General features: G+C 37.7%; 16 protein-coding genes and 1 tRNA gene. 2 read left to right on the top strand and 15 right to left on the bottom strand.

Features of this window, described 5'->3' with window-relative positions:
- Positions 1–80: 80 nt before the first annotated feature.
- Positions 81–154 (top strand) — tRNA-Met (locus BME96_RS00420).
- A 980-nt stretch (positions 155–1,134) separates the two neighbouring features.
- On the opposite strand, the gene BME96_RS00415 is transcribed toward BME96_RS00420, so the two are convergent.
- From BME96_RS00415 to yabP, 4 genes are all read right to left on the bottom strand, one after another.
- A complete protein-coding gene (locus tag BME96_RS00415) occupies positions 1,135–1,521 on the bottom strand; it encodes a S1 domain-containing RNA-binding protein (protein ID WP_019376356.1) in 387 nt (128 codons plus the stop codon).
- Between the two features lie 127 nt (positions 1,522–1,648).
- The gene (locus BME96_RS00410; RefSeq protein ID WP_019376357.1) at positions 1,649–2,029 is read right to left on the bottom strand and encodes an FtsB family cell division protein; all 381 of its coding nucleotides are present in this window, start codon (positions 2,027–2,029) and stop codon (positions 1,649–1,651) included.
- Between the two features lie 4 nt (positions 2,030–2,033).
- Positions 2,034–2,633, bottom strand: a complete 600-nt coding sequence (yabQ, locus tag BME96_RS00405; RefSeq protein WP_071648014.1) for a spore cortex biosynthesis protein YabQ — start codon at positions 2,631–2,633, stop codon at positions 2,034–2,036.
- Positions 2,630–2,935 (bottom strand): sporulation protein YabP, encoded by a 306-nt coding sequence (gene yabP / locus BME96_RS00400; RefSeq protein WP_019376359.1) that lies wholly within the window; start codon positions 2,933–2,935, stop codon positions 2,630–2,632. The genes yabQ and yabP overlap by 4 nt, the downstream gene beginning before the upstream one ends.
- A 184-nt stretch (positions 2,936–3,119) precedes the next feature.
- Here yabP and htpG point away from each other — a divergent pair, with 184 nt between their 5' ends.
- Positions 3,120–5,000 carry a molecular chaperone HtpG gene (gene htpG / locus BME96_RS00395; protein ID WP_071648013.1) on the top strand — a complete coding sequence of 627 codons (1,881 nt, stop codon included), beginning with the start codon at positions 3,120–3,122 and terminating at the stop codon, positions 4,998–5,000.
- 330 nt (positions 5,001–5,330) lie between these two features.
- On the opposite strand, the gene BME96_RS00390 is transcribed toward htpG, so the two are convergent.
- From BME96_RS00390 to spoVG, 11 genes are all read right to left on the bottom strand, one after another.
- Positions 5,331–5,591, bottom strand: coding sequence for an RNA-binding S4 domain-containing protein (locus BME96_RS00390; RefSeq protein ID WP_060681017.1), 261 nt, complete (start codon positions 5,589–5,591; stop codon positions 5,331–5,333).
- A 6-nt stretch (positions 5,592–5,597) separates the two neighbouring features.
- Positions 5,598–7,043, bottom strand: coding sequence for a bifunctional methyltransferase/pyrophosphohydrolase YabN (gene yabN / locus BME96_RS00385; protein ID WP_071648012.1), 1,446 nt, complete (start codon positions 7,041–7,043; stop codon positions 5,598–5,600).
- Between the two features lie 7 nt (positions 7,044–7,050).
- Positions 7,051–8,628 (bottom strand): putative polysaccharide biosynthesis protein, encoded by a 1,578-nt coding sequence (locus BME96_RS00380; RefSeq protein WP_071648011.1) that lies wholly within the window; start codon positions 8,626–8,628, stop codon positions 7,051–7,053.
- A 283-nt stretch (positions 8,629–8,911) separates the two neighbouring features.
- Positions 8,912–9,448: a stage V sporulation protein T gene (spoVT, locus tag BME96_RS00375; RefSeq protein ID WP_019376364.1), complete on the bottom strand. Its 537-nt coding sequence runs from the start codon at positions 9,446–9,448 to the stop codon at positions 8,912–8,914.
- Positions 9,449–9,664: 216 nt separating this feature from the next.
- On the bottom strand, positions 9,665–13,189 hold the full coding sequence (mfd, locus tag BME96_RS00370; RefSeq protein WP_071648010.1) for a transcription-repair coupling factor: 3,525 nt from the start codon (positions 13,187–13,189) through the stop codon (positions 9,665–9,667).
- 79 nt (positions 13,190–13,268) lie between these two features.
- Entirely contained in the window at positions 13,269–13,499 is a 231-nt protein-coding gene (locus tag BME96_RS00365; RefSeq protein WP_019376366.1) for an anti-sigma-F factor Fin, read from the bottom strand.
- 111 nt (positions 13,500–13,610) lie between these two features.
- On the bottom strand, positions 13,611–14,171 hold the full coding sequence (pth, locus tag BME96_RS00360) for an aminoacyl-tRNA hydrolase (RefSeq protein WP_019376367.1): 561 nt from the start codon (positions 14,169–14,171) through the stop codon (positions 13,611–13,613).
- Positions 14,172–14,246: 75 nt separating this feature from the next.
- Positions 14,247–14,876 carry a 50S ribosomal protein L25/general stress protein Ctc gene (locus BME96_RS00355; RefSeq protein WP_019376368.1) on the bottom strand — a complete coding sequence of 210 codons (630 nt, stop codon included), beginning with the start codon at positions 14,874–14,876 and terminating at the stop codon, positions 14,247–14,249.
- Between the two features lie 129 nt (positions 14,877–15,005).
- A complete protein-coding gene (locus BME96_RS00350; RefSeq protein WP_071648009.1) occupies positions 15,006–15,959 on the bottom strand; it encodes a ribose-phosphate diphosphokinase in 954 nt (317 codons plus the stop codon).
- Between the two features lie 14 nt (positions 15,960–15,973).
- Positions 15,974–17,353: a bifunctional UDP-N-acetylglucosamine diphosphorylase/glucosamine-1-phosphate N-acetyltransferase GlmU gene (gene glmU / locus BME96_RS00345; RefSeq protein WP_071648008.1), complete on the bottom strand. Its 1,380-nt coding sequence runs from the start codon at positions 17,351–17,353 to the stop codon at positions 15,974–15,976.
- Positions 17,354–17,547: 194 nt separating this feature from the next.
- The gene (spoVG, locus tag BME96_RS00340) at positions 17,548–17,850 is read right to left on the bottom strand and encodes a septation regulator SpoVG (protein ID WP_019376371.1); all 303 of its coding nucleotides are present in this window, start codon (positions 17,848–17,850) and stop codon (positions 17,548–17,550) included.
- Between the last annotated feature and the right edge of the window lie 49 nt (positions 17,851–17,899).

Genomic DNA, 17,899 nt, shown 5'->3' with positions numbered 1-17,899 from the left:
TATTACTCTTCTAGTTACTTTTCACTTTTCTATTGACATCAGAGAGAGGCTGTTGTATTATATTTTTTGTTGACTTATTTGGCGGCGTAGCTCAGCTGGCGAGAGCGTACGGTTCATACCCGTGAGGTCGTGGGTTCGATCCCCTCCGCCGCTATCAAATAAAAAACCTGCTGGAACAATAGTTCCTGCAGGTTTTTTTATTGCTTGATGTACATTTATTTGATTAACTAATCAGCTGTAGAAGAGATTTAGTGCAATGTTAGATACAACCGCTAGCTCATACATTCATAGTAGGAGTTAAAATGCGAACTAGTGATGGAGCACCAAATCTCGCTGCGGAAAAATATTACGCTTTCCGCGGGCGGCCTGCGAGCCTCCTCGAACTACACTAACATTCCGTTCTGTGGGGTCTCGCTAGTCTCGCTTTTCCCGCAGGACAAGAAAAGCTACGTCAGCAAGGCATCGCACGAAGAAAATGTGTATTTCCATTTTCGAGGAGTCTTCATATTTTTCCTTCGCTCATGACTGCATTCTAAGTATCCAAAATACAAGTTCAATACAAATTGATTGGAGTGGAGGGCGGCGACTCCTGCCGGAATAGCATGAAGTCACTGAAAAAGTCCGGTAAATTCTTGAGAAGGCTACTTCCAAAAAATTACATCCCCACTTTTTAGTCTATGAGTGGAATAAACTGGTTCTGGCTCTCCATTTATGCATATTAACAAAACAAAATCTTGGAATAGCGTCTTTTAAAAAACTTCTATTTTAGTAGAAAATGACTTTTTCAGTGGCCTCGAATAGCATGAGGCGAAGACCCTGGACGGAGCGTAGCGGAGGAAGCGGCTGAGGCCATGCCGGGCGGCAAAGAAGACACTGCGAGATAACGAGCAGATGTCGCACTTGTACCCGGAGGTGTGAAAGCGTCCGCCTGAAACGCAAATCAATGGAGGCTTCCTCTGTAAAATGAATTACTCCATTCTCCACACGTTACTTCGCAGTATATCTATTTTCCGAATCATTAGACCACCCAGCATATTTTAGAATCTGAAAATTATTATGTAGAATCAAAAAAACCAGCTTCCAATAGGAATCTGGTTTTTATATATATAGAGCATTGTCTATAGACAGCAACTGCTATCCTCTTTTAGCACCTCGACCCCCGCGTTTGGATTCCGTGTGCTTCTTTAAAGAGGCCAAACGGTCTTCTGAATCTTTGAGGAAACGGTTCATTTTGGATTCAAATGATTCCGTACGCTCACGTGGATCACGCTGTGGACGTTTTGGTTTGTCTTTTGCTTTTTTAATAGACAGACCAATCTTACCGTCCTTTTCAACATTAATAACTTTAACCTTTACTTCTTCACCAACACTAAGGTGTTCATTAATGTCTTTAACATAGTTATCGGCAACCTCACTAATGTGAACCAAGCCTGTTTTCCCTTCCTCAAGCTCCACAAAAGCTCCAAAATTAGTGATACCAGTTACCTTTCCCTGCAGCTTGCTGCCTACTTCGATTGACATAAAAAAAATGCTCCTCCTTAAAATTTTTAGAAAAAATGAAAAATCCATCTTTTCTGGATCCTGATACACTTAGGATCAGAATATCATGTCTTCTCTATTATATTATAGCTAAGCTTATAAATGTGTGTCAATATGACGGCTTTTCTTGAGGTATATTAAAGATTAATTCCCCTTCTTTGGAGAAGAAATAGTTTGTTCTTGCAATTTCCAAGACATACTCTTCATCATTAAGTAAGGTAATTTCCTCTTTCATATTCTTTTCATCTTTCTTTAATGTGGCTAATTCATCCTGCAGCTGTTCATACTCTTCCATTTTTTCCGCCCGGAGATCCCGTTGTTTAAAATGATAGGTTGTTAAGCTTCCGATAGCCAAGAGAGCTATTAAAGAAAATAACACAAGACGCCGAATCAAACGTTGTTTTTTTCTCTTTTGTCTCTCTATGTACACATCATATTGGTGCATGTAATTCGAATCCAGTCTTGTAACTGTTTTTTCTCTCGCTGACAAACCCTTACCTCCTCTTTGACCATATAAAATGTATCCATTTAGTAGTTATATTCTTCATTGTACTACAAAATCCTGCTATGTTGAGTAAAAAACTTTGAATCTTTTTCGGTAACAAGGAGTAGATCGTTTTTAACAAACCTCTAATTGGAAAAAACACTACTTTTAAACTAAAAAGAAGAATGATGCCTATTAAATGAATAAGCCAAAGCACTAAAGCGATTAACATACTTATGATCCATTTTATTGGATTAATGAGAAGCAACTGGATAAGCCGCTCAAAAAAGTGATATATAGCAGCAATCACTCGTATAATGTATTCTAATAATTTTTTATATAGTTTAGCGGCCACAACCTGATAAATAGCAAAACCAAGCAGACATGCAGCAATAATGTAAAATCGCAGCTCCCCACCATTAACCCTGAACAGCACATAAAATAGGATGACAGTTTGAGAAGTCCAAAAAAGGACCTCCATGAAATAGGAGAGGAATACATTCTTTTTCCAAAATGGCTTGAACCGATAGAAAGTTTCTAGAGCTATACCCAGATAAAAACCACTTAAAACCATAACAAACATGGTCATAAATTGTGTATCTAACGTCATCTGAAGAGCTTGCTAAAGAATCCTTTAGCTTTCTCCTGCTGCTCATCCACATAAGATAGCTCGTACACTTTTCCTTTAATAGTTACATTTCCTTCTCCTACATCAAGGTTTTTTAATTGGAGATTTTGCCCACGTATAATTAAGTAACCCATAACTGTTTCTAGTAGAAATTCTTCGTTATCAAAACTGTCGACTTCCTTTACGCCCGTTATTTCCAGATTTCTTCGATTATTCATTTTTACATAATGGTCTGTTTGCCCACGTGTATCCGTTGTCGTTGGTTTATTTTCATAATAGTTCATTGTAAGAGACCCTCCTTATCCCTATTACTATATGAGCGGATGGACAAGTATAGAACCTATTACCAACTTAATACGAGAGTGTTTCTTGACACCTGCTGATGGATATGATATTTATTTTATGGGATTATCACTCACAAGTAATGAGTGCTAATATGATATCATCAATTTGAAGGGAGTTTTTACGATGGTTAAAAAGCAATTTCAGGCTGAATCCAAGAGATTATTAGAAATGATGATTAACTCGATTTACTCACAAAAAGAAGTATTTCTAAGAGAATTAATATCCAACTCCAGTGATGCCATTGACAAAATATACTACAAAGCACTTACAGACGAGTCCTTGGATTTTGATATGGGTAATTACTACATAAAAATAAGTGCGGATAAAGAAAATCGCTTATTGAAAATCAAGGATACAGGAATCGGAATGACCAAAGAGGAATTGGAAAACAATCTTGGTGTCATCGCTCAAAGTGGTTCATTAGCATTTAAAAAAGAAAATGAAGCCAAAGATGGTCATGATATTATTGGGCAATTCGGTGTAGGCTTCTATGCTGCATTCATGGTGGCAGAAGAAGTAAAAGTAATTAGTCGCGCGCTTGGCAATAAGGAAGCCTATGTATGGGAATCCAAAGGTGCTGATGGATATACGATAGAAACAGCTAATAAAGAAGATGTAGGAACAGAGATTATCCTTAAGATCATGGAAAATACCGAAGAAGAAAACTATGATGAATATCTTGAAGAATACCGCTTAAAGCAAATTATTAAAAAATACTCTGACTTCACTCGCTACCCAATTAAGATGGACATTACAAAAAAAGAACCAAAAGAAGAGGGTAGCGAAGATTATACAGAGTATACAGAAGAAGAAACTATAAACAGCATGGTGCCGATCTGGAAAAAGAACAAGAGTGAATTAACAGATGAAGACTATGAAAACTTTTACCAAGAAAAAAGGTATGGCTTTGATAAACCTTTAAAACATATCCATATCCATGTTGATGGAACGATTCGTTATAACTCTATTTTGTATATCCCTGAATCTACACCATATAACTATTACACAGCCGAATATGAAAAAGGATTGGAATTATATTCTAATGGTGTGTTGATTATGGAAAAATGCGCAGAGCTCTTGCCAGATTACTTTAGCTTTGTGAAGGGATTGGTCGACTCTGAAGACTTATCCTTAAATATCTCTCGGGAGATGCTCCAGCATGACCGTCAATTGAAGTTAATATCGAAAAATATCACAAAGAAAATTAAGCAACAGCTTCTACAGCTGTTAAGAGAAGACCGGGAAGGATATGAGAAATTCTTCGAGTCATTTGGGCGCCAATTAAAATACGGTGTGTACAGCGACTTCGGTGCAAACAAGGATACACTGCAAGATTTGCTCCTTTTCTATTCTTCAAAGGAAAAGAAATTAGTATCACTGGATGAGTATGTTTCCAGAATGCCAGAGGATCAAAAATATATCTATTATGCAACTGGAGAATCTATTGATCGGATTGATAAACTACCGCAAACAGAGCTAGTTGCAGATAAGGGATACGAAATTCTCTACTTTACCGATGAAGTAGATGAGTTCGCTATAAAGATGCTCATGCAATACAAGGACAAGGAATTCCGCTCTGTATCCAGTGGGGATCTTGGATTAGATATGACAGAGGAAAATAATAAAGCAGAGGAAGAAGCAGCTTCCAACAAAGATTTGTTCACAGAAATGAAAAAGCAGCTGGAAGGCAAGGTAAAGGATGTAAAGGTCTCTAACCGACTTAAGTCACACCCTGTTTGCTTATCAACAGACGGAGAGATCTCTGTAGAAATGGAAAAAGTGCTTAGCGCAATGCCTAACAATCAACAAATAAAGGCAGAGAAGGTCCTTGAAATTAACCCGGACCACGAAGTATATCAATCACTAAAGACAGCTTACGAAAGTGATAAAGAAAAATTCGCGTTATATACGAATTTACTTTACAACCAGGCATTACTTATCGAAGGTCTCCCAGTTGGAGATCCAGTAGAATTTACAAATGACATCTGTAAAGTGATGGTCTAAAGCTCAAAAGCACAAGCGAGGCTAGGACATAACTAAATAACGCTGTTATAAAGACGAACATTCTAAAAGTGTGGGAGCCCCGCTCCGGAAAAACGCTTCGCTTTCCGTGGGCGCTGCTAAGCCTCCTCGTGCTAAGCACTCCGAGGTCTTACCTAGGCTTTTTCTCCCACAATGGTTTTCGGTGGGACGAGTAACCGCAGTCCCAGGAGTCTGCGCGTTTTTCCTCCGCTAATTTATTGAAAAAGAAATCCGAACCACGATTCATTAGTAGTACGAATCGGTTCGGATTTTCAATGTATAAAATTCTTTTGTCCCAAGCCTCGCTCTTTTTTATTCGTCCTTTTTTTCCTCTTTTATTACCTTATACAAAGTCTCAGCTTCATCCTTTTTTACAGTTTCTCGAAGAGCTGTAACTTCAATGGTAACCAACTTCTGACCGAATTTTATCATTAGCTCATCCCCTACAGCAACAGTGGAAGAAGCTTTTGCTTGATTCCCATTAATGGTAATTCTACCTTGATCTGCAACTTCCTTTGCCAATGTACGACGTTTAATCAGTCTGGAAATCTTTAAAAATTTATCTAATCTCATATTTTCCTACTCCCTCTCTTTAGCCAAATTCCAAAAATAATCCATCTTTTCTAATGACACCTGATTAATATCAAGGTTCTTCTCTTGAATCTGTCTTTCAATAAATTGAAAACGAGAATAAAACTTTTGGTTAGACCGATTCAAAGCAATTTCCGGGTTAAGCTTATAATACCGTGTTAAATTTGCCAGAACAAACAGGACATCTCCAAACTCTTTTTCCATTTCTTCCTCGTTTCCGGATTGAATGGCCTCTTTTACTTCGTCTATTTCTTCATTTAACTTGTCCCAAATATCGTCTGCATTGTCCCAGTTAAACCCTACTTTGGCAGCCTTCTTTTGTAATTTATATGCTTTTGCCAAGGATGGAAGATGATTAGGTACTCCATCTAACAAGGAGGTTCGCGCCTCCCCTTTTTCCTCTCGTTTTAATTCATCCCAATTTTTATAAACTTGATCAACTGAATCTACAGAGACGTCTGCAAAGACATGTGGATGCCGATGGATCATTTTTGTTGTAATCGAACGAATTACATCATCTACAGTAAAGAATCCTTCATCCTCACCAATTTGACTATGAAGCATCACTTGCAGCAACATATCACCAAGCTCTTCAACGATATTCTCATCATCTTGTTTATCAATTGCTTCTATTAGTTCATAAACCTCTTCCACGGCGTATTCCCGCAAGGATTCATGTGTTTGTTCTCTATCCCATGGACAACCTTCAGGCCCCCTCAATATGGCTATAACCTCTTTTAGTCGGGAAAATGTATGTTGAAGCAGAGTTTCTGGAGCTGGTGGTATATATATGCTTGTTAAATTGCTTATTTCCATGGAATGATCCAATTCCTCTAATAGCATTGTACGGATAGATTCCTGTTCACTTCCAGCAGCATCTACTACTTTTATTTCAAATTCTGGTGGTAAATCTTCTAATAAAGCAAGCTTTACCTCAGAAGCAATAAATCGATCATACACCTGGCAAAATATAATATGATTGTGATAATTCAGCTGATTGCGTTTAAAGGATGTCCCATCTACAAATTGGAAGCCTTCGATGGGATCAATTTGTAATGTAGTAAATAAATCATCAAGATAACTTTGTCCCCCAAGGATGTCTACTTCAACCTCTTTTTGATCTAACAATAGCTGAACTGTCTTTTCGGCAAGCATTGGATGCCCTGGGACGGCGTATATAATTGATTCCTTTCTTGCCTTCTCAATTAAGCTTTCGACAATACGCTCATATACATCACCAAAATTAGCTTCTTCTTCATACATCGAGTCAAAAGAGGTAAACAGAACTCCTTCCTCTTCAAGAGATCGAATCACAGGGTGGTCTTTTGTACGGGTATATACCATGTTTTTTTGATTAACTAATTTCTTATAGAGCCCGAGAGGTAACTGATCGATATCTCCAGCTCCTAATCCAATAATTTCAATCTTACTCATATTTATTTCACTCCTTATAAATCCTCGTAAATATGCCTGATGCTGGTAGCATGCGTAATTCTTTTAAAGTAAATGCCTTCCATCTTATCATGCAAAAAATATATAGGGCTCCGCCTGTAAAAGAGATGAACAATACGTAAACCAGCAGCTGCCACCGCGATATATCATCAATGAAAGATATAACAAAATTCCCTATCACTAAATAAATAATCATTATACCGGCTGCACCAATAAGCGTCTTCCATTTAATATGTTGATAAAAATGTAATCCAGGGACCTTCCTTCGTAATTCCATTGATACAATAATACTCAGGGTTATCAAGCTGATAATAGTAGCTACTGCTGCACCCGATATTCCTACCAACGGCACGAGAATTTGATTAGCGATCCACTTTATGAAGAAAGCAATTAAAATAAATCCAGCTGTGCGCTTTACATAACCGAGGCCTTGAAGTATAGAAGATGCGGTAATAGCAATAGATGCAAAAACAATAGCAGAAACAAGGATTTGCAGATAACCTGTACCTTGCGTGTTCTGAAATAGCAGTTCATTCACTTCTTTAAAAATAATAATTAATCCAAGAGAAGCTCCTACAGCTAAATAAAAACTGAATTTTAAAGCCCCTCGTATATAAAAATAAAAAGTTTGCGGGTCTTCCTCCAGCCGCTTTCGGGAGATAGATGGGAGTAAAGCCAAAGCAAAGGAGGAACCTAGTACGATACCGAGCTGAATTAGTGGCTGTCCTCGATCAAATACACCCTTTGCTTCCATTGCGGTTTGCTTGTCGAGGCCATATCCAATTAAGCTGGGAAGTAATGTAAACGTGTCAGCAAATTGAATAACTAGTAATACCATGTGATTTAATGTTGCAGCCAACCCCAAAATCAGTAATGTGCTTACATAATAATTCCATGGAATAGCAAATGTATCTTCTTGTCTTTTTATTTGTTTATCAGAATACAAAATTAAAATAAACAGTGCAGTAATGGAACCCAATATAGCTGCCCAAACAGCTGCCTGTCCGATGTTATACAAATCGTTCTGCTGAGTTGATATGATGACAGCTGCTCCTACAATAATACATACCCTAACCAGCTGTTCTCCTATTTGAGAGAAGGCAACCGGTTTCATGGAATGATTACTCTGAAACATGCCACGAAGCAAAGCAGTAAAAGGAATAACTAAAAAGGTAAAGGCACCAAAACGATAGATGCCTGCAAGCCGTTCATCACCCACCCAAGCCGCCAGCAAATCAGCGTTAAGTAATAAAAATAAAAACATTGAGCCATTTATACATAATAGGATGAATAGGATGGGCAAATGAAAGGTTTTAAAAGTTAACTTCTTTCCTGTTTGCTTCCATTCCACTGCCATTTTGGAAATTGCTGAAGGGAAGCCATATAAAGAAAGCATAAGAGCAATTCCTAAAATAGGATAAATTTGTTGATAGATATAAAAACCGATATCGCCAGTCAGATTTTGTAATGGAATGCGATAGCCAGCACTTAGCACCTTACTAATAAGTCCTCCCGCCGTTAGTAACAAAGCACTTTTGACGAGTTTATTTGTTTCATTCACGCCCATAAATAACGTCCTTTTTAAAATTACAATGTGGAATTATTATAGCATAGTTGTCCAGCCCACGTGATGCCGAGTACGAACATTACTCTGTTTCTTTTCTATTGTAAATGATGGGAGGATAAACAACTCACCTTCTACATAGCCTTTGTTCTATACAACAAGTTACTACAGAGCTTACTCATTTTGCGATTCATTGAATAACCCCAACATATATATTAGAACTTTTTTTTAGCAAAAAAAAGAAGCAAAAAACAGCTCGTACTGTTTTTTGCTTCTTATATAAGTATTATTCCATTTGTCTTGCCAAGAATCCCGCAGCAGTTTCAATTGATTTTTGCTCTACATTTGTTATTTTATCGCCATCTTTTGAAACAATCATTACACATCCAATTGGGTCTCCATTAGCAATGATAGGACTAATACAATAAGAGTTCACTTCTTCCTCATTACCTTCGACAAGTTCAAGAGTGCTAGCATCTGTAACAAAAGTCTGATTCCTATCTTCAATAATCTTGGTAAGTTGTTTACTAATATTCTTGTTCAAATAGTCCTTTTTTGATTCACCTGCTACTGCAATTATTTCATCACGATCACAGATAAACACAGGAGATTGCAAAGAATCAAATAAAGCCTCTGCATATTCTTTTGCAAAATTACCTAGCTCATTAATCGGAGAATACTTCTTTAAAATAACTTCTCCTTCTCTGTCTACAAATATTTCCAAAGGATCTCCTTCACGGATACGTAAAGTTCTTCTAATCTCTTTTGGGACCACTACTCTCCCTAAATCATCAATACGTCGAACAATTCCTGTTGCTTTCATTCGTTAGCTGCCTCGCTTTCTTTGATGCATTTCTTAGTGATTTTTTGCTTATTTAGATCTTCCATAAATTATCTTGATATTTAAAAATCACCAGCTGTTTTTTTAGTATGGATTAACTTAAGATAACTATACATTTCATTCCATTTTTTTGAATTAAATGATTCTGCAAGTTACCGATATTTCAATTTGTAAGCACGCCGCTATAATCACAGAAGCTTATTCATCTCTATTCACCGTACTTAGTTTTTGTATAAAATCGCCAATTAATTCATATCGATTATGTTTCGTGTCCTTCGTCCATTGATAAACAAATTTCAGCTTTTTATCCTCTGTCCCAAGCTGTATACCACGTCCAAATGTATTAGCAAGTTCAAATAATTTAGACCCATCAATCTCCTGGCTGCGATTTTCATCCATAATAATTTCTAATTTGTTTTTCTTTTCGCTGATCGATTCTGCCTTTTCTTTTTTGGCATACATCTTTAGAGAAGAAACGGTAAATAGATTTCCCACCTCTTCAGGATAATCACCAAAACGATCAATTAATTCATCTTTTAATTCATCCGTATCTTGTGAAGATGAAATGGTTTGAAATTGCTTGTAAATCTCAATTTTTTGTTTTTCATCCCGTATATACGTATCTGGAATATATGCATCAATACTTAGTAATAACTCAGGTTCAAATGGTTTAATATCTTCCACATCTTTACCTGCCTTGCGAGCATCAATGGCATCCTTAAGCATTTGAGAATACATATCAAAACCAACAGAGTCAATAAATCCGTGTTGCTGGGAGCCTAAAAGATTCCCTGTACCACGTATAGAAAGATCACGCATGGCAATTTTGAATCCGGAACCAAGCTCTGTAAATTCTTTAATCGCTTGTAGACGTTTTTCGGCTACTTCAGTAAGAACCTTATCTTTTTGATACGTAAAATAGGCGTAAGCTACTCGATTAGATCTACCTACTCTTCCTCTTAATTGATACAATTGGCTTAATCCCATGCGATCAGCATCATTTACTATTAGCGTGTTTACATTTGGAATATCTACTCCGGTTTCAATTATTGTTGTACTTACTAATACATCATATTCACCAGCTAAGAAGGCAAATATAATACTTTCCAGCTCTGTTTCATTCATTTGGCCATGTGCCACAGCAATTCTCGCATCCTCAACCAAAACACCAAGGTCTCGAGCAACCTTATCAATATTCTCTACACGATTATAAAGGAAGAAAACTTGCCCTCCTCTTGCCATTTCTCTTTCAATGGATTCCCGAATTAAAATAGGATTGTACTCCATTACATATGTTTGGATAGGAAAGCGATTTTCTGGGGGTGTTTCAATAACTGATAAATCTCTTACCCCTAGCATGGACATATGTAAGGTTCTCGGAATTGGTGTAGCTGTAAGGGTCAATACATCTACATTTGTCTTTAACTGTTTTATTTTTTCTTTATGCTTTACTCCAAAACGCTGCTCTTCGTCCACGATAAGTAAACCAAGATCACGATATTCTACATCTTTAGAAAGGATCCGATGGGTACCAACAATTACATCCACAGTCCCCTTGCCCAATCCCTTTATCGTCTCTGTTTGTTGCTTTCTTGTTCTAAATCTGCTTAGGAGACCAACATTAATTGCATGGTCCTGAAACCGTTCGAGCATTGTTTCGTAATGCTGTTGAGCCAAAATGGTAGTAGGAACTAAAATGGCAACCTGCTTCCCATCTGCTATTGCTTTAAAGGCTGCACGAATAGCAACTTCGGTTTTACCATAGCCAACATCTCCACATAACAAACGGTCCATCGGCCGCTCTCTTTCCATATCCTGCTTAATTTCTTCAATACACCGAAGCTGATCCTCTGTCTCCTGATATGGAAAGGAAGCCTCAAACTCCCGTTGCATTTCCGTGTCCTCAGAAAAGGCGTATCCTTTCTTCGCTTCTCTTTCTGCATATAGCTTAATTAAATCATCAGCAATGTCCTCTACGGAAGACTGGACTTTACGCTTTACTTTTGTCCATTCACTACCGCCAAGTTTATAAAGCTTTGGTTCTTTGCCTTCTGAACCAACAAATTTTTGTACCTGATCTATTTGATCAATAGGAACAAATAGCTTGTCATCCCCGGAATACTTGATCAACATATAATCCTTATGCAAATCGCTTACTTCCAATGTTTCGATGCCAAGGTATTTACCTATCCCATGGTTGGCATGAACAACATAATCACCAACTTTTAATTCCTGATAACTCTTAATACGCTCTGCATTAGAGATTTTTTGTTGTTTTCGCTTTCGTTTTGTCCTTTTTTTGAACAATTCATTTTCTGTAATTACCGCCAATTTATGCATAGGGAATTCAATACCATTAGAAATATTCCCAACAGCAATCGTTGGTTTATCAACAGGTAGCTCAAGCTCTTTCGTAACCACTGCTTCCATATCATAATCCGCAAAAATAGATTGGATTTTTTCAGCACGCTTTTCATTTGGCGCCAATACTACTACTGAAAAATCACCTTTCTCCCAACGGTGTAATTCATTTTTCAATAAAGGCATCTGCCCATGAAACTCCTGCATCACGCGCGTGGATAGATTAATTATATTTTGTGGCTGTGTATTTGGAATATGCCTTAAAAAGATAGACATATACAGACGTTGATGATAAATTTGTCCCCAAACATGTTGCCAATCAAATGAAAAATAACTGTTTTTCACCATTTGGTTGGATTCCAGCAGACTGCTATACCATTCTGCTTCCTCTGTATCAAGGTTTGTAGCAGTCTCTTGAATTCTGCTCATCTCATCAAAAATGATCAGCCCGTTCTTTGGTAAATAATCTAGTAAGCTAGCAGGCTTTTCATAGAAATAGCCAATATATTTATACATTTCTTGAAAATGTTCCAAATTTTTCAGTCGCTCTGTATCATGCTCGATCACTTCCACTAATGTTTCTTTTGCATGAGGGGAAGTCATCTTTTTTAATGTCTCTGCTAAAGCTTCCTCCACTCTTTCGCCACCGGCTAACATGTCACTTTGTGTTAGCAAAAGCTCAGTAGCAGGACCGACCATTACCTGGTTTAATTTATCAAGTGAACGCTGTGTCTCGGCATCAAAATAGCGTATAGAATCTATTTCTTCATCAAATAATTCTATACGTATTGGATGTTCCTCTGTTATTGGATATATATCAATAATGCCACCCCGCCGACTGAATTCTCCTGGGCTGGTTACCATGGAAGCACGTTCATAGCCCATGTCAACTAGAGAAAATAGGTATTGTTCTATATCAATTTCTTCGCCAAACATAAAGTTCAATTGATACTTTTCCCAATACTCAGGTGGCGGCAAGATTCTTTTTAGTGCTGCTACAGGTGCTATTAAAATACCCGATTTCTTTGCTGCCCAAGCTGTCAGTGACTCAATCCGCTGACTTCTTAGCTCTGGACTAGCGATGGCAATTTCTGATGCAATTAATTCATTTACAGGGTAAAGATGTACGTGATCCTCACTGACAAATTCAGCTAAGTCATCATAGAGCTGCTGAGCTTGTACCAATTGATGTGTAACAAGAAGAATTGGTTTATCAAGCGAATCGTTAATTGATGAAACCAGTAAGCTTCTTGCAGAACCGGACAACCCGGCAATAAGCTGTTCTTCCATTCCACTAGTTATTCCATCGAGAATGGACTTTATATCTTCTTTTGATTCTAAATATGAATTTATACCCTTCATTCCTAAACCCCCACCTACACTGTTGCAAATAAGCGCAAAAACGCCTTGGTGCAATACCAAAGCTGTTCCTGCCTATGCTTTATTGAATAAAAAAATCCAATTCATGATAACTCGGGTGACGTCCCAATGTCTCCTCACAATCTTCGCAAATTGCTTGGATTAATATATCCCCATTATCCTGATAATGTATCATTTCTTCTTTTTCCTTCACTGTTAGTTGATCAAATCCTAACATGGATGTATCGACAACATGCTGATGTAATTCACCAATTTTATGACCACAGTGCCTGCACTTATAGACAACCGCCATATAAAAACCTCCTATGGATATGTCTTGATGTCATCATCAGTTTAACCGAAAGAGATTTTATTTATACTTTGGTTGTTCCATGCATTCAATTAAAATTAGTCTATGTAACCATCAATTATTGTATTCATTCATTACTTCTAAAAACGGACTTTTCAGCCAAGCTTCGCATGCGTCTGCTGATTTTGTGATACTAGCTGCAACATCGTCCTGTTCCTCTTTTGGAAACTTACCCAAGACATAGTCTACTACGGGTATTGGCTTAACAGGCCTTCCCACTCCGATTCGGATCCGCTTAAACTCTTTCGTACCTAAATGATCAATAAGCGATCTAATCCCATTGTGGCCACCATGTCCGCCCTTTTGTCTTAAACGGATTTTCCCTGTTGGTAAGTCCAAGTCGTCATAAATAACCAATATATCTTCCACATCAATCTGGTAAAAATCCATTAATGGCCGAAGTGACTCTCCTGAAAGATTCATAAACGTTTGTGGCTGGAGCAAGATGATTTTCTCTCCGTCCACTCTTTCCATCGCGTATTTCCCATTAAACTTTGATTTATCAAGTTCCCAATTATTGCGTTTTACTAATTCATCAATTACCATGAACCCGATGTTATGACGTGTTTCCTTATACTTTCTTCCGGGATTACCCAGACCTACAATACATTTCATTGTTCTTCTTCCTTTATATGAAAGTCAATACAACAATCCCTCCTGATGAAAGGAGGGATTGTTGTAGATATCCTTTTATTCTTTATCTTCTGCGTCAGCATCTACCAATTCAGGCTCATTATTTTCATCTGGAGCCTCTTCAACATCATCTAATGTATCTGGTGGCAGCACCGTTGCAATTGTTGTATCTTCATCTTCAAGGAACTCGTAGTTGGATGCTTTCGGCAAGTCAGCTATAGCAATCGTATCACCAATAGCTAATTCGGAAATATCCACCACAATTTCTTCCGGAATATCACCTGGTTTAGCGCGAACTTGTAATTCATACAATGGTTGCTGTAATACTCCTCCATCTTTAGAGCCTTGTGCTTCTCCTTCTAAACGAAGAGGCACTTCCACATCCATTTCTTCAGACATATTAACAATGTAAAAATCTGCATGTACAAGCTCATCACGAAGTGGATCGATTTGATACTCATGTAACATCACATCTACTGGCTTATCATTCTCAATATTTAATGAAATGATCGCGTTTCTTCCTTCGTCTCTCACTGTCTTAACCAGTTCGACACTATCAACGGAAATGGATTGTGCATCCTTAGCTTTGCCATAAATTACTGCAGGTACTCTTCCTTCATTTCTAATTTGCTTAGTTGTTGATTTTGTAAGATCTTCTCGTTTTGTAGCCTTTAACTTAACTGCCATCTGTATCACCCTCCAAAATTTTAAAAAAACTAATATAAGTTTTCTCTCTTTATTGATTATGTGCGATCATGCAGTAATTCAAAAAACAATCCATTTAGAGATTACCCATAAAATCTACTTTCTAAACATCTAGTCAAAAAGAATGCTTACTGACTGAAGTTCATGTACACGGATAATTGCCTCACCAATCAATGGCGCAACAGAAAGCTCCGTAATTTTATCACTCTGTCTATCTTCTGTTTGAGGAATAGAGTTTGTAATCACAAGCTCCTTAATCTCAGATTGATCAATTCTCTCTAAAGCAGGTCCGGATAAAACAGGGTGTGTACAACAAGCATACACTTCTTTAGCTCCATTCTCCACTAAAGCGTTCGCAGCAAGTGTAATTGTTCCAGCTGTATCAATAATATCATCAATAAGGATTGCTGTTTTCCCTTCAATATTTCCAATAATATTCATAATTTCGGCTACATTTGGACGTGGACGGCGTTTATCGATAATTCCAATTGGAGCCTTTAGACGATCAGCCATTTTCCGGGCACGCGTAACTCCTCCATGATCTGGTGAAACAACGATAATATCATCTAGTTTTTTTGCTTCAAAGTAATCCGACAAAATAGGCACACCCTGTAAATGGTCAATTGGCACATTAAAGAACCCTTGAATTTGCGGGGCATGCAAGTCCAACGTGATAACACGGCTCGCTCCAGCTGTTTCTAATAAATCCGCCACAAGTTTAGCAGTAATAGGCTCCCTTGAACGGGCCTTTCTATCCTGACGGGCATATCCATAATAAGGCATAACAATATTTATGGATCTTGCAGAAGCACGCTTCAACGCATCAATCATGATGAGTAGTTCCATAATATGCTCATTTACTGGAGCACATGTTGATTGAACAACATAAACATCACAACCACGAATGCTTTCTTCAATATTAATTTGTACTTCTCCATCGCTGAATCGTTTAACGGAACATTTACCTAAGCGAGTTCCTATATGATCTGCAATCTGTTCTGCTAATTTAACGTTTGAATTTAAAGAGAACACCTTTAATGATGCGTCTTTATATGTTGATGCCATTGTATTACCCTCCGTTAGTCTTTTTGTCGGTTCTTTATTCTTGAAGCATATCCTTCTTTATTCGTCTGTCTGGCTCTTGCTATTGATAAGGAATCTCCTGGTACATCTTTTGTAATGGTGGAGCCTGCAGCAACATAAGAACCTTTGCCAATGGTTACTGGTGCTATTAAATTGGAATTACAACCAATAAATGCATCATCTTCAATAGTGGTCAAATATTTATTTTTTCCATCATAGTTCACTGTAATTGTACCACAACCGATGTTCACATTGCTTCCTACCTCTGCATCTCCAATGTAGCTTAAATGGGATACTTTACTTTGGTTATCCAGCTTTGTTTTCTTGATTTCTACAAAGTTACCAATTTTCGCTTCATCACCAATTTCAGAAGCTGGTCTAATGTGAGCAAATGGCCCTATATTTACACGTGACCCAATCTTACTATCTGTAGCGACACTTTGCTTTATAACTGTACTTTCTCCAATTTCACAGTTATTTATTTCACTATGTGGGCCTATCTCTGCATCAGTTTTAATTATCGTATTTCCCTTAATTACACAACCGGGGTGAATAATTGCATCCTGTTCAATAACAACATCTGGTTGAATATAGGTGTTGTCTGGATCAATAATGGAGACCCCATTACGCATGTGTTTTTCATTCACACGTTTTTTCATAACCTTCTCTGCCTGTGCAAGTGCAACACGATCGTTTACACCTAATGTTTCTTCAAACACCGGCGTTAGGAAGGCAGTAACCTTTTCAGATTGATTGCGCAGAATTTCAATTACATCCGGCAGATAATATTCTCCTTGGGAATTATCATTTGATACGTGTTGAAGCGCTTGAAATAATGCTTTATTATCAAAACAATATGTACCTGTGTTTATTTCAGTTACGCTTAGCTCTTTTTCTGACGCATCTTTATGTTCTACGATTCGCTCGACTTCATTTCTATCATTACGTATAACTCTTCCATACCCAGTTGGGTCTGAAGCATCCGCCGTTAAAATGGTTGCTTTGGCACCCGTCTGTTCATGGTGATTAAATAGCGCCTGGTAAGTTTCGCTTGTAATTAATGGTGTATCACCACATACAACGATGGTCGTTCCTTCTTTATCTCTTAGAAGATCTTCTGCCTGCAACACAGCATGACCCGTTCCCAATTGTTCTTCCTGGATAACGAGTTCACTGTCCTTACCGATATATTCTGCTACCTTCTCTGCACCAAATCCAACAATTGTAACCAATTTATCTAATTCTACTGTTTTTATTTGATCAATTACATGCTGTACCATGGGGCGTCCCATTACAGGATGTAACACTTTATAAAGCTTGGATTTCATTCTAGTTCCTTGTCCGGCTGCGAGAATCACAGCATAGCGGTTAGTCATTAGGAAACCTCCATCCTTCCTTTTTATCCATTATGAATATATCTTAAAAAACGTCGAATTTCAATAGATAATAGCAGATAAGGGGGAAGTTTTGACAATAAGTAATTTTTACCAATTATTAGCCTCTTGTTAGAACAAAAAAAAGAAGGCTAACCTTATGTAGATTAGACCTCTTGTTGAATTACAGGTAAAATTTAGGAAGCACCAGCTTCTTCATATTGTGCCTCAGCTTCAGCTTCTTCTTCTCCTGCACGGCGGTATTCTTCTAATACAGCATCCTGAATCTTGGAACGAGTCCCTGAATTAATAGGATGAGCAATATCCCTAAATTCTCCATCTGGGGTACGCTTTGATGGCATGGCCACAAATAAACCATTATTCCCATCAATTACACGAATGTCATGTACCACAAATTCCTGATCCAATGTAATAGATGCAATTGCTCGCATTCTTCCCTCTGTATTAACGCGGCGTAATCTTACGTCAGTTACTTCCATGATGTTTCACCACCTTTTCCCTTTTGAACTTATTTAAATAGTTCAACAA

Origin of the sequence: Virgibacillus halodenitrificans (genome assembly GCF_001878675.1) — a bacterium.
GTDB classification, from domain to species: domain Bacteria; phylum Bacillota; class Bacilli; order Bacillales; family Amphibacillaceae; genus Virgibacillus_Q; species Virgibacillus_Q halodenitrificans.
This window is presented reverse-complemented; position numbering and strand designations above follow the sequence as displayed.

What these genes read in the sequence shown, in the direction of transcription:
- htpG (WP_071648013.1), top strand. Translation starts at nt 3,120, where the DNA reads ATGGTTAAAAAGCAATTTCAGGCTGAATCCAAGAGATTATTAGAAATG.
- BME96_RS00415 (WP_019376356.1), bottom strand. Translation starts at nt 1,521, where the DNA reads ATGTCAATCGAAGTAGGCAGCAAGCTGCAGGGAAAGGTAACTGGTATC.
- BME96_RS00390 (WP_060681017.1), bottom strand. Translation starts at nt 5,591, where the DNA reads ATGAGATTAGATAAATTTTTAAAGATTTCCAGACTGATTAAACGTCGT.
- pth (WP_019376367.1), bottom strand. Translation starts at nt 14,171, where the DNA reads ATGAAATGTATTGTAGGTCTGGGTAATCCCGGAAGAAAGTATAAGGAA.
- BME96_RS00350 (WP_071648009.1), bottom strand. Translation starts at nt 15,959, where the DNA reads ATGGCATCAACATATAAAGACGCATCATTAAAGGTGTTCTCTTTAAAT.
- yabN (WP_071648012.1), bottom strand. Translation starts at nt 7,043, where the DNA reads ATGAGTAAGATTGAAATTATTGGATTAGGAGCTGGAGATATCGATCAG.
- spoVG (WP_019376371.1), bottom strand. Translation starts at nt 17,850, where the DNA reads ATGGAAGTAACTGACGTAAGATTACGCCGCGTTAATACAGAGGGAAGA.
- BME96_RS00380 (WP_071648011.1), bottom strand. Translation starts at nt 8,628, where the DNA reads ATGGGCGTGAATGAAACAAATAAACTCGTCAAAAGTGCTTTGTTACTA.
- mfd (WP_071648010.1), bottom strand. Translation starts at nt 13,189, where the DNA reads ATGAAGGGTATAAATTCATATTTAGAATCAAAAGAAGATATAAAGTCC.
- BME96_RS00355 (WP_019376368.1), bottom strand. Translation starts at nt 14,876, where the DNA reads ATGGCAGTTAAGTTAAAGGCTACAAAACGAGAAGATCTTACAAAATCA.
- spoVT (WP_019376364.1), bottom strand. Translation starts at nt 9,448, where the DNA reads ATGAAAGCAACAGGAATTGTTCGACGTATTGATGATTTAGGGAGAGTA.
- BME96_RS00365 (WP_019376366.1), bottom strand. Translation starts at nt 13,499, where the DNA reads ATGGCGGTTGTCTATAAGTGCAGGCACTGTGGTCATAAAATTGGTGAA.
- yabP (WP_019376359.1), bottom strand. Translation starts at nt 2,935, where the DNA reads ATGAACTATTATGAAAATAAACCAACGACAACGGATACACGTGGGCAA.
- glmU (WP_071648008.1), bottom strand. Translation starts at nt 17,353, where the DNA reads ATGACTAACCGCTATGCTGTGATTCTCGCAGCCGGACAAGGAACTAGA.
- yabQ (WP_071648014.1), bottom strand. Translation starts at nt 2,633, where the DNA reads ATGACGTTAGATACACAATTTATGACCATGTTTGTTATGGTTTTAAGT.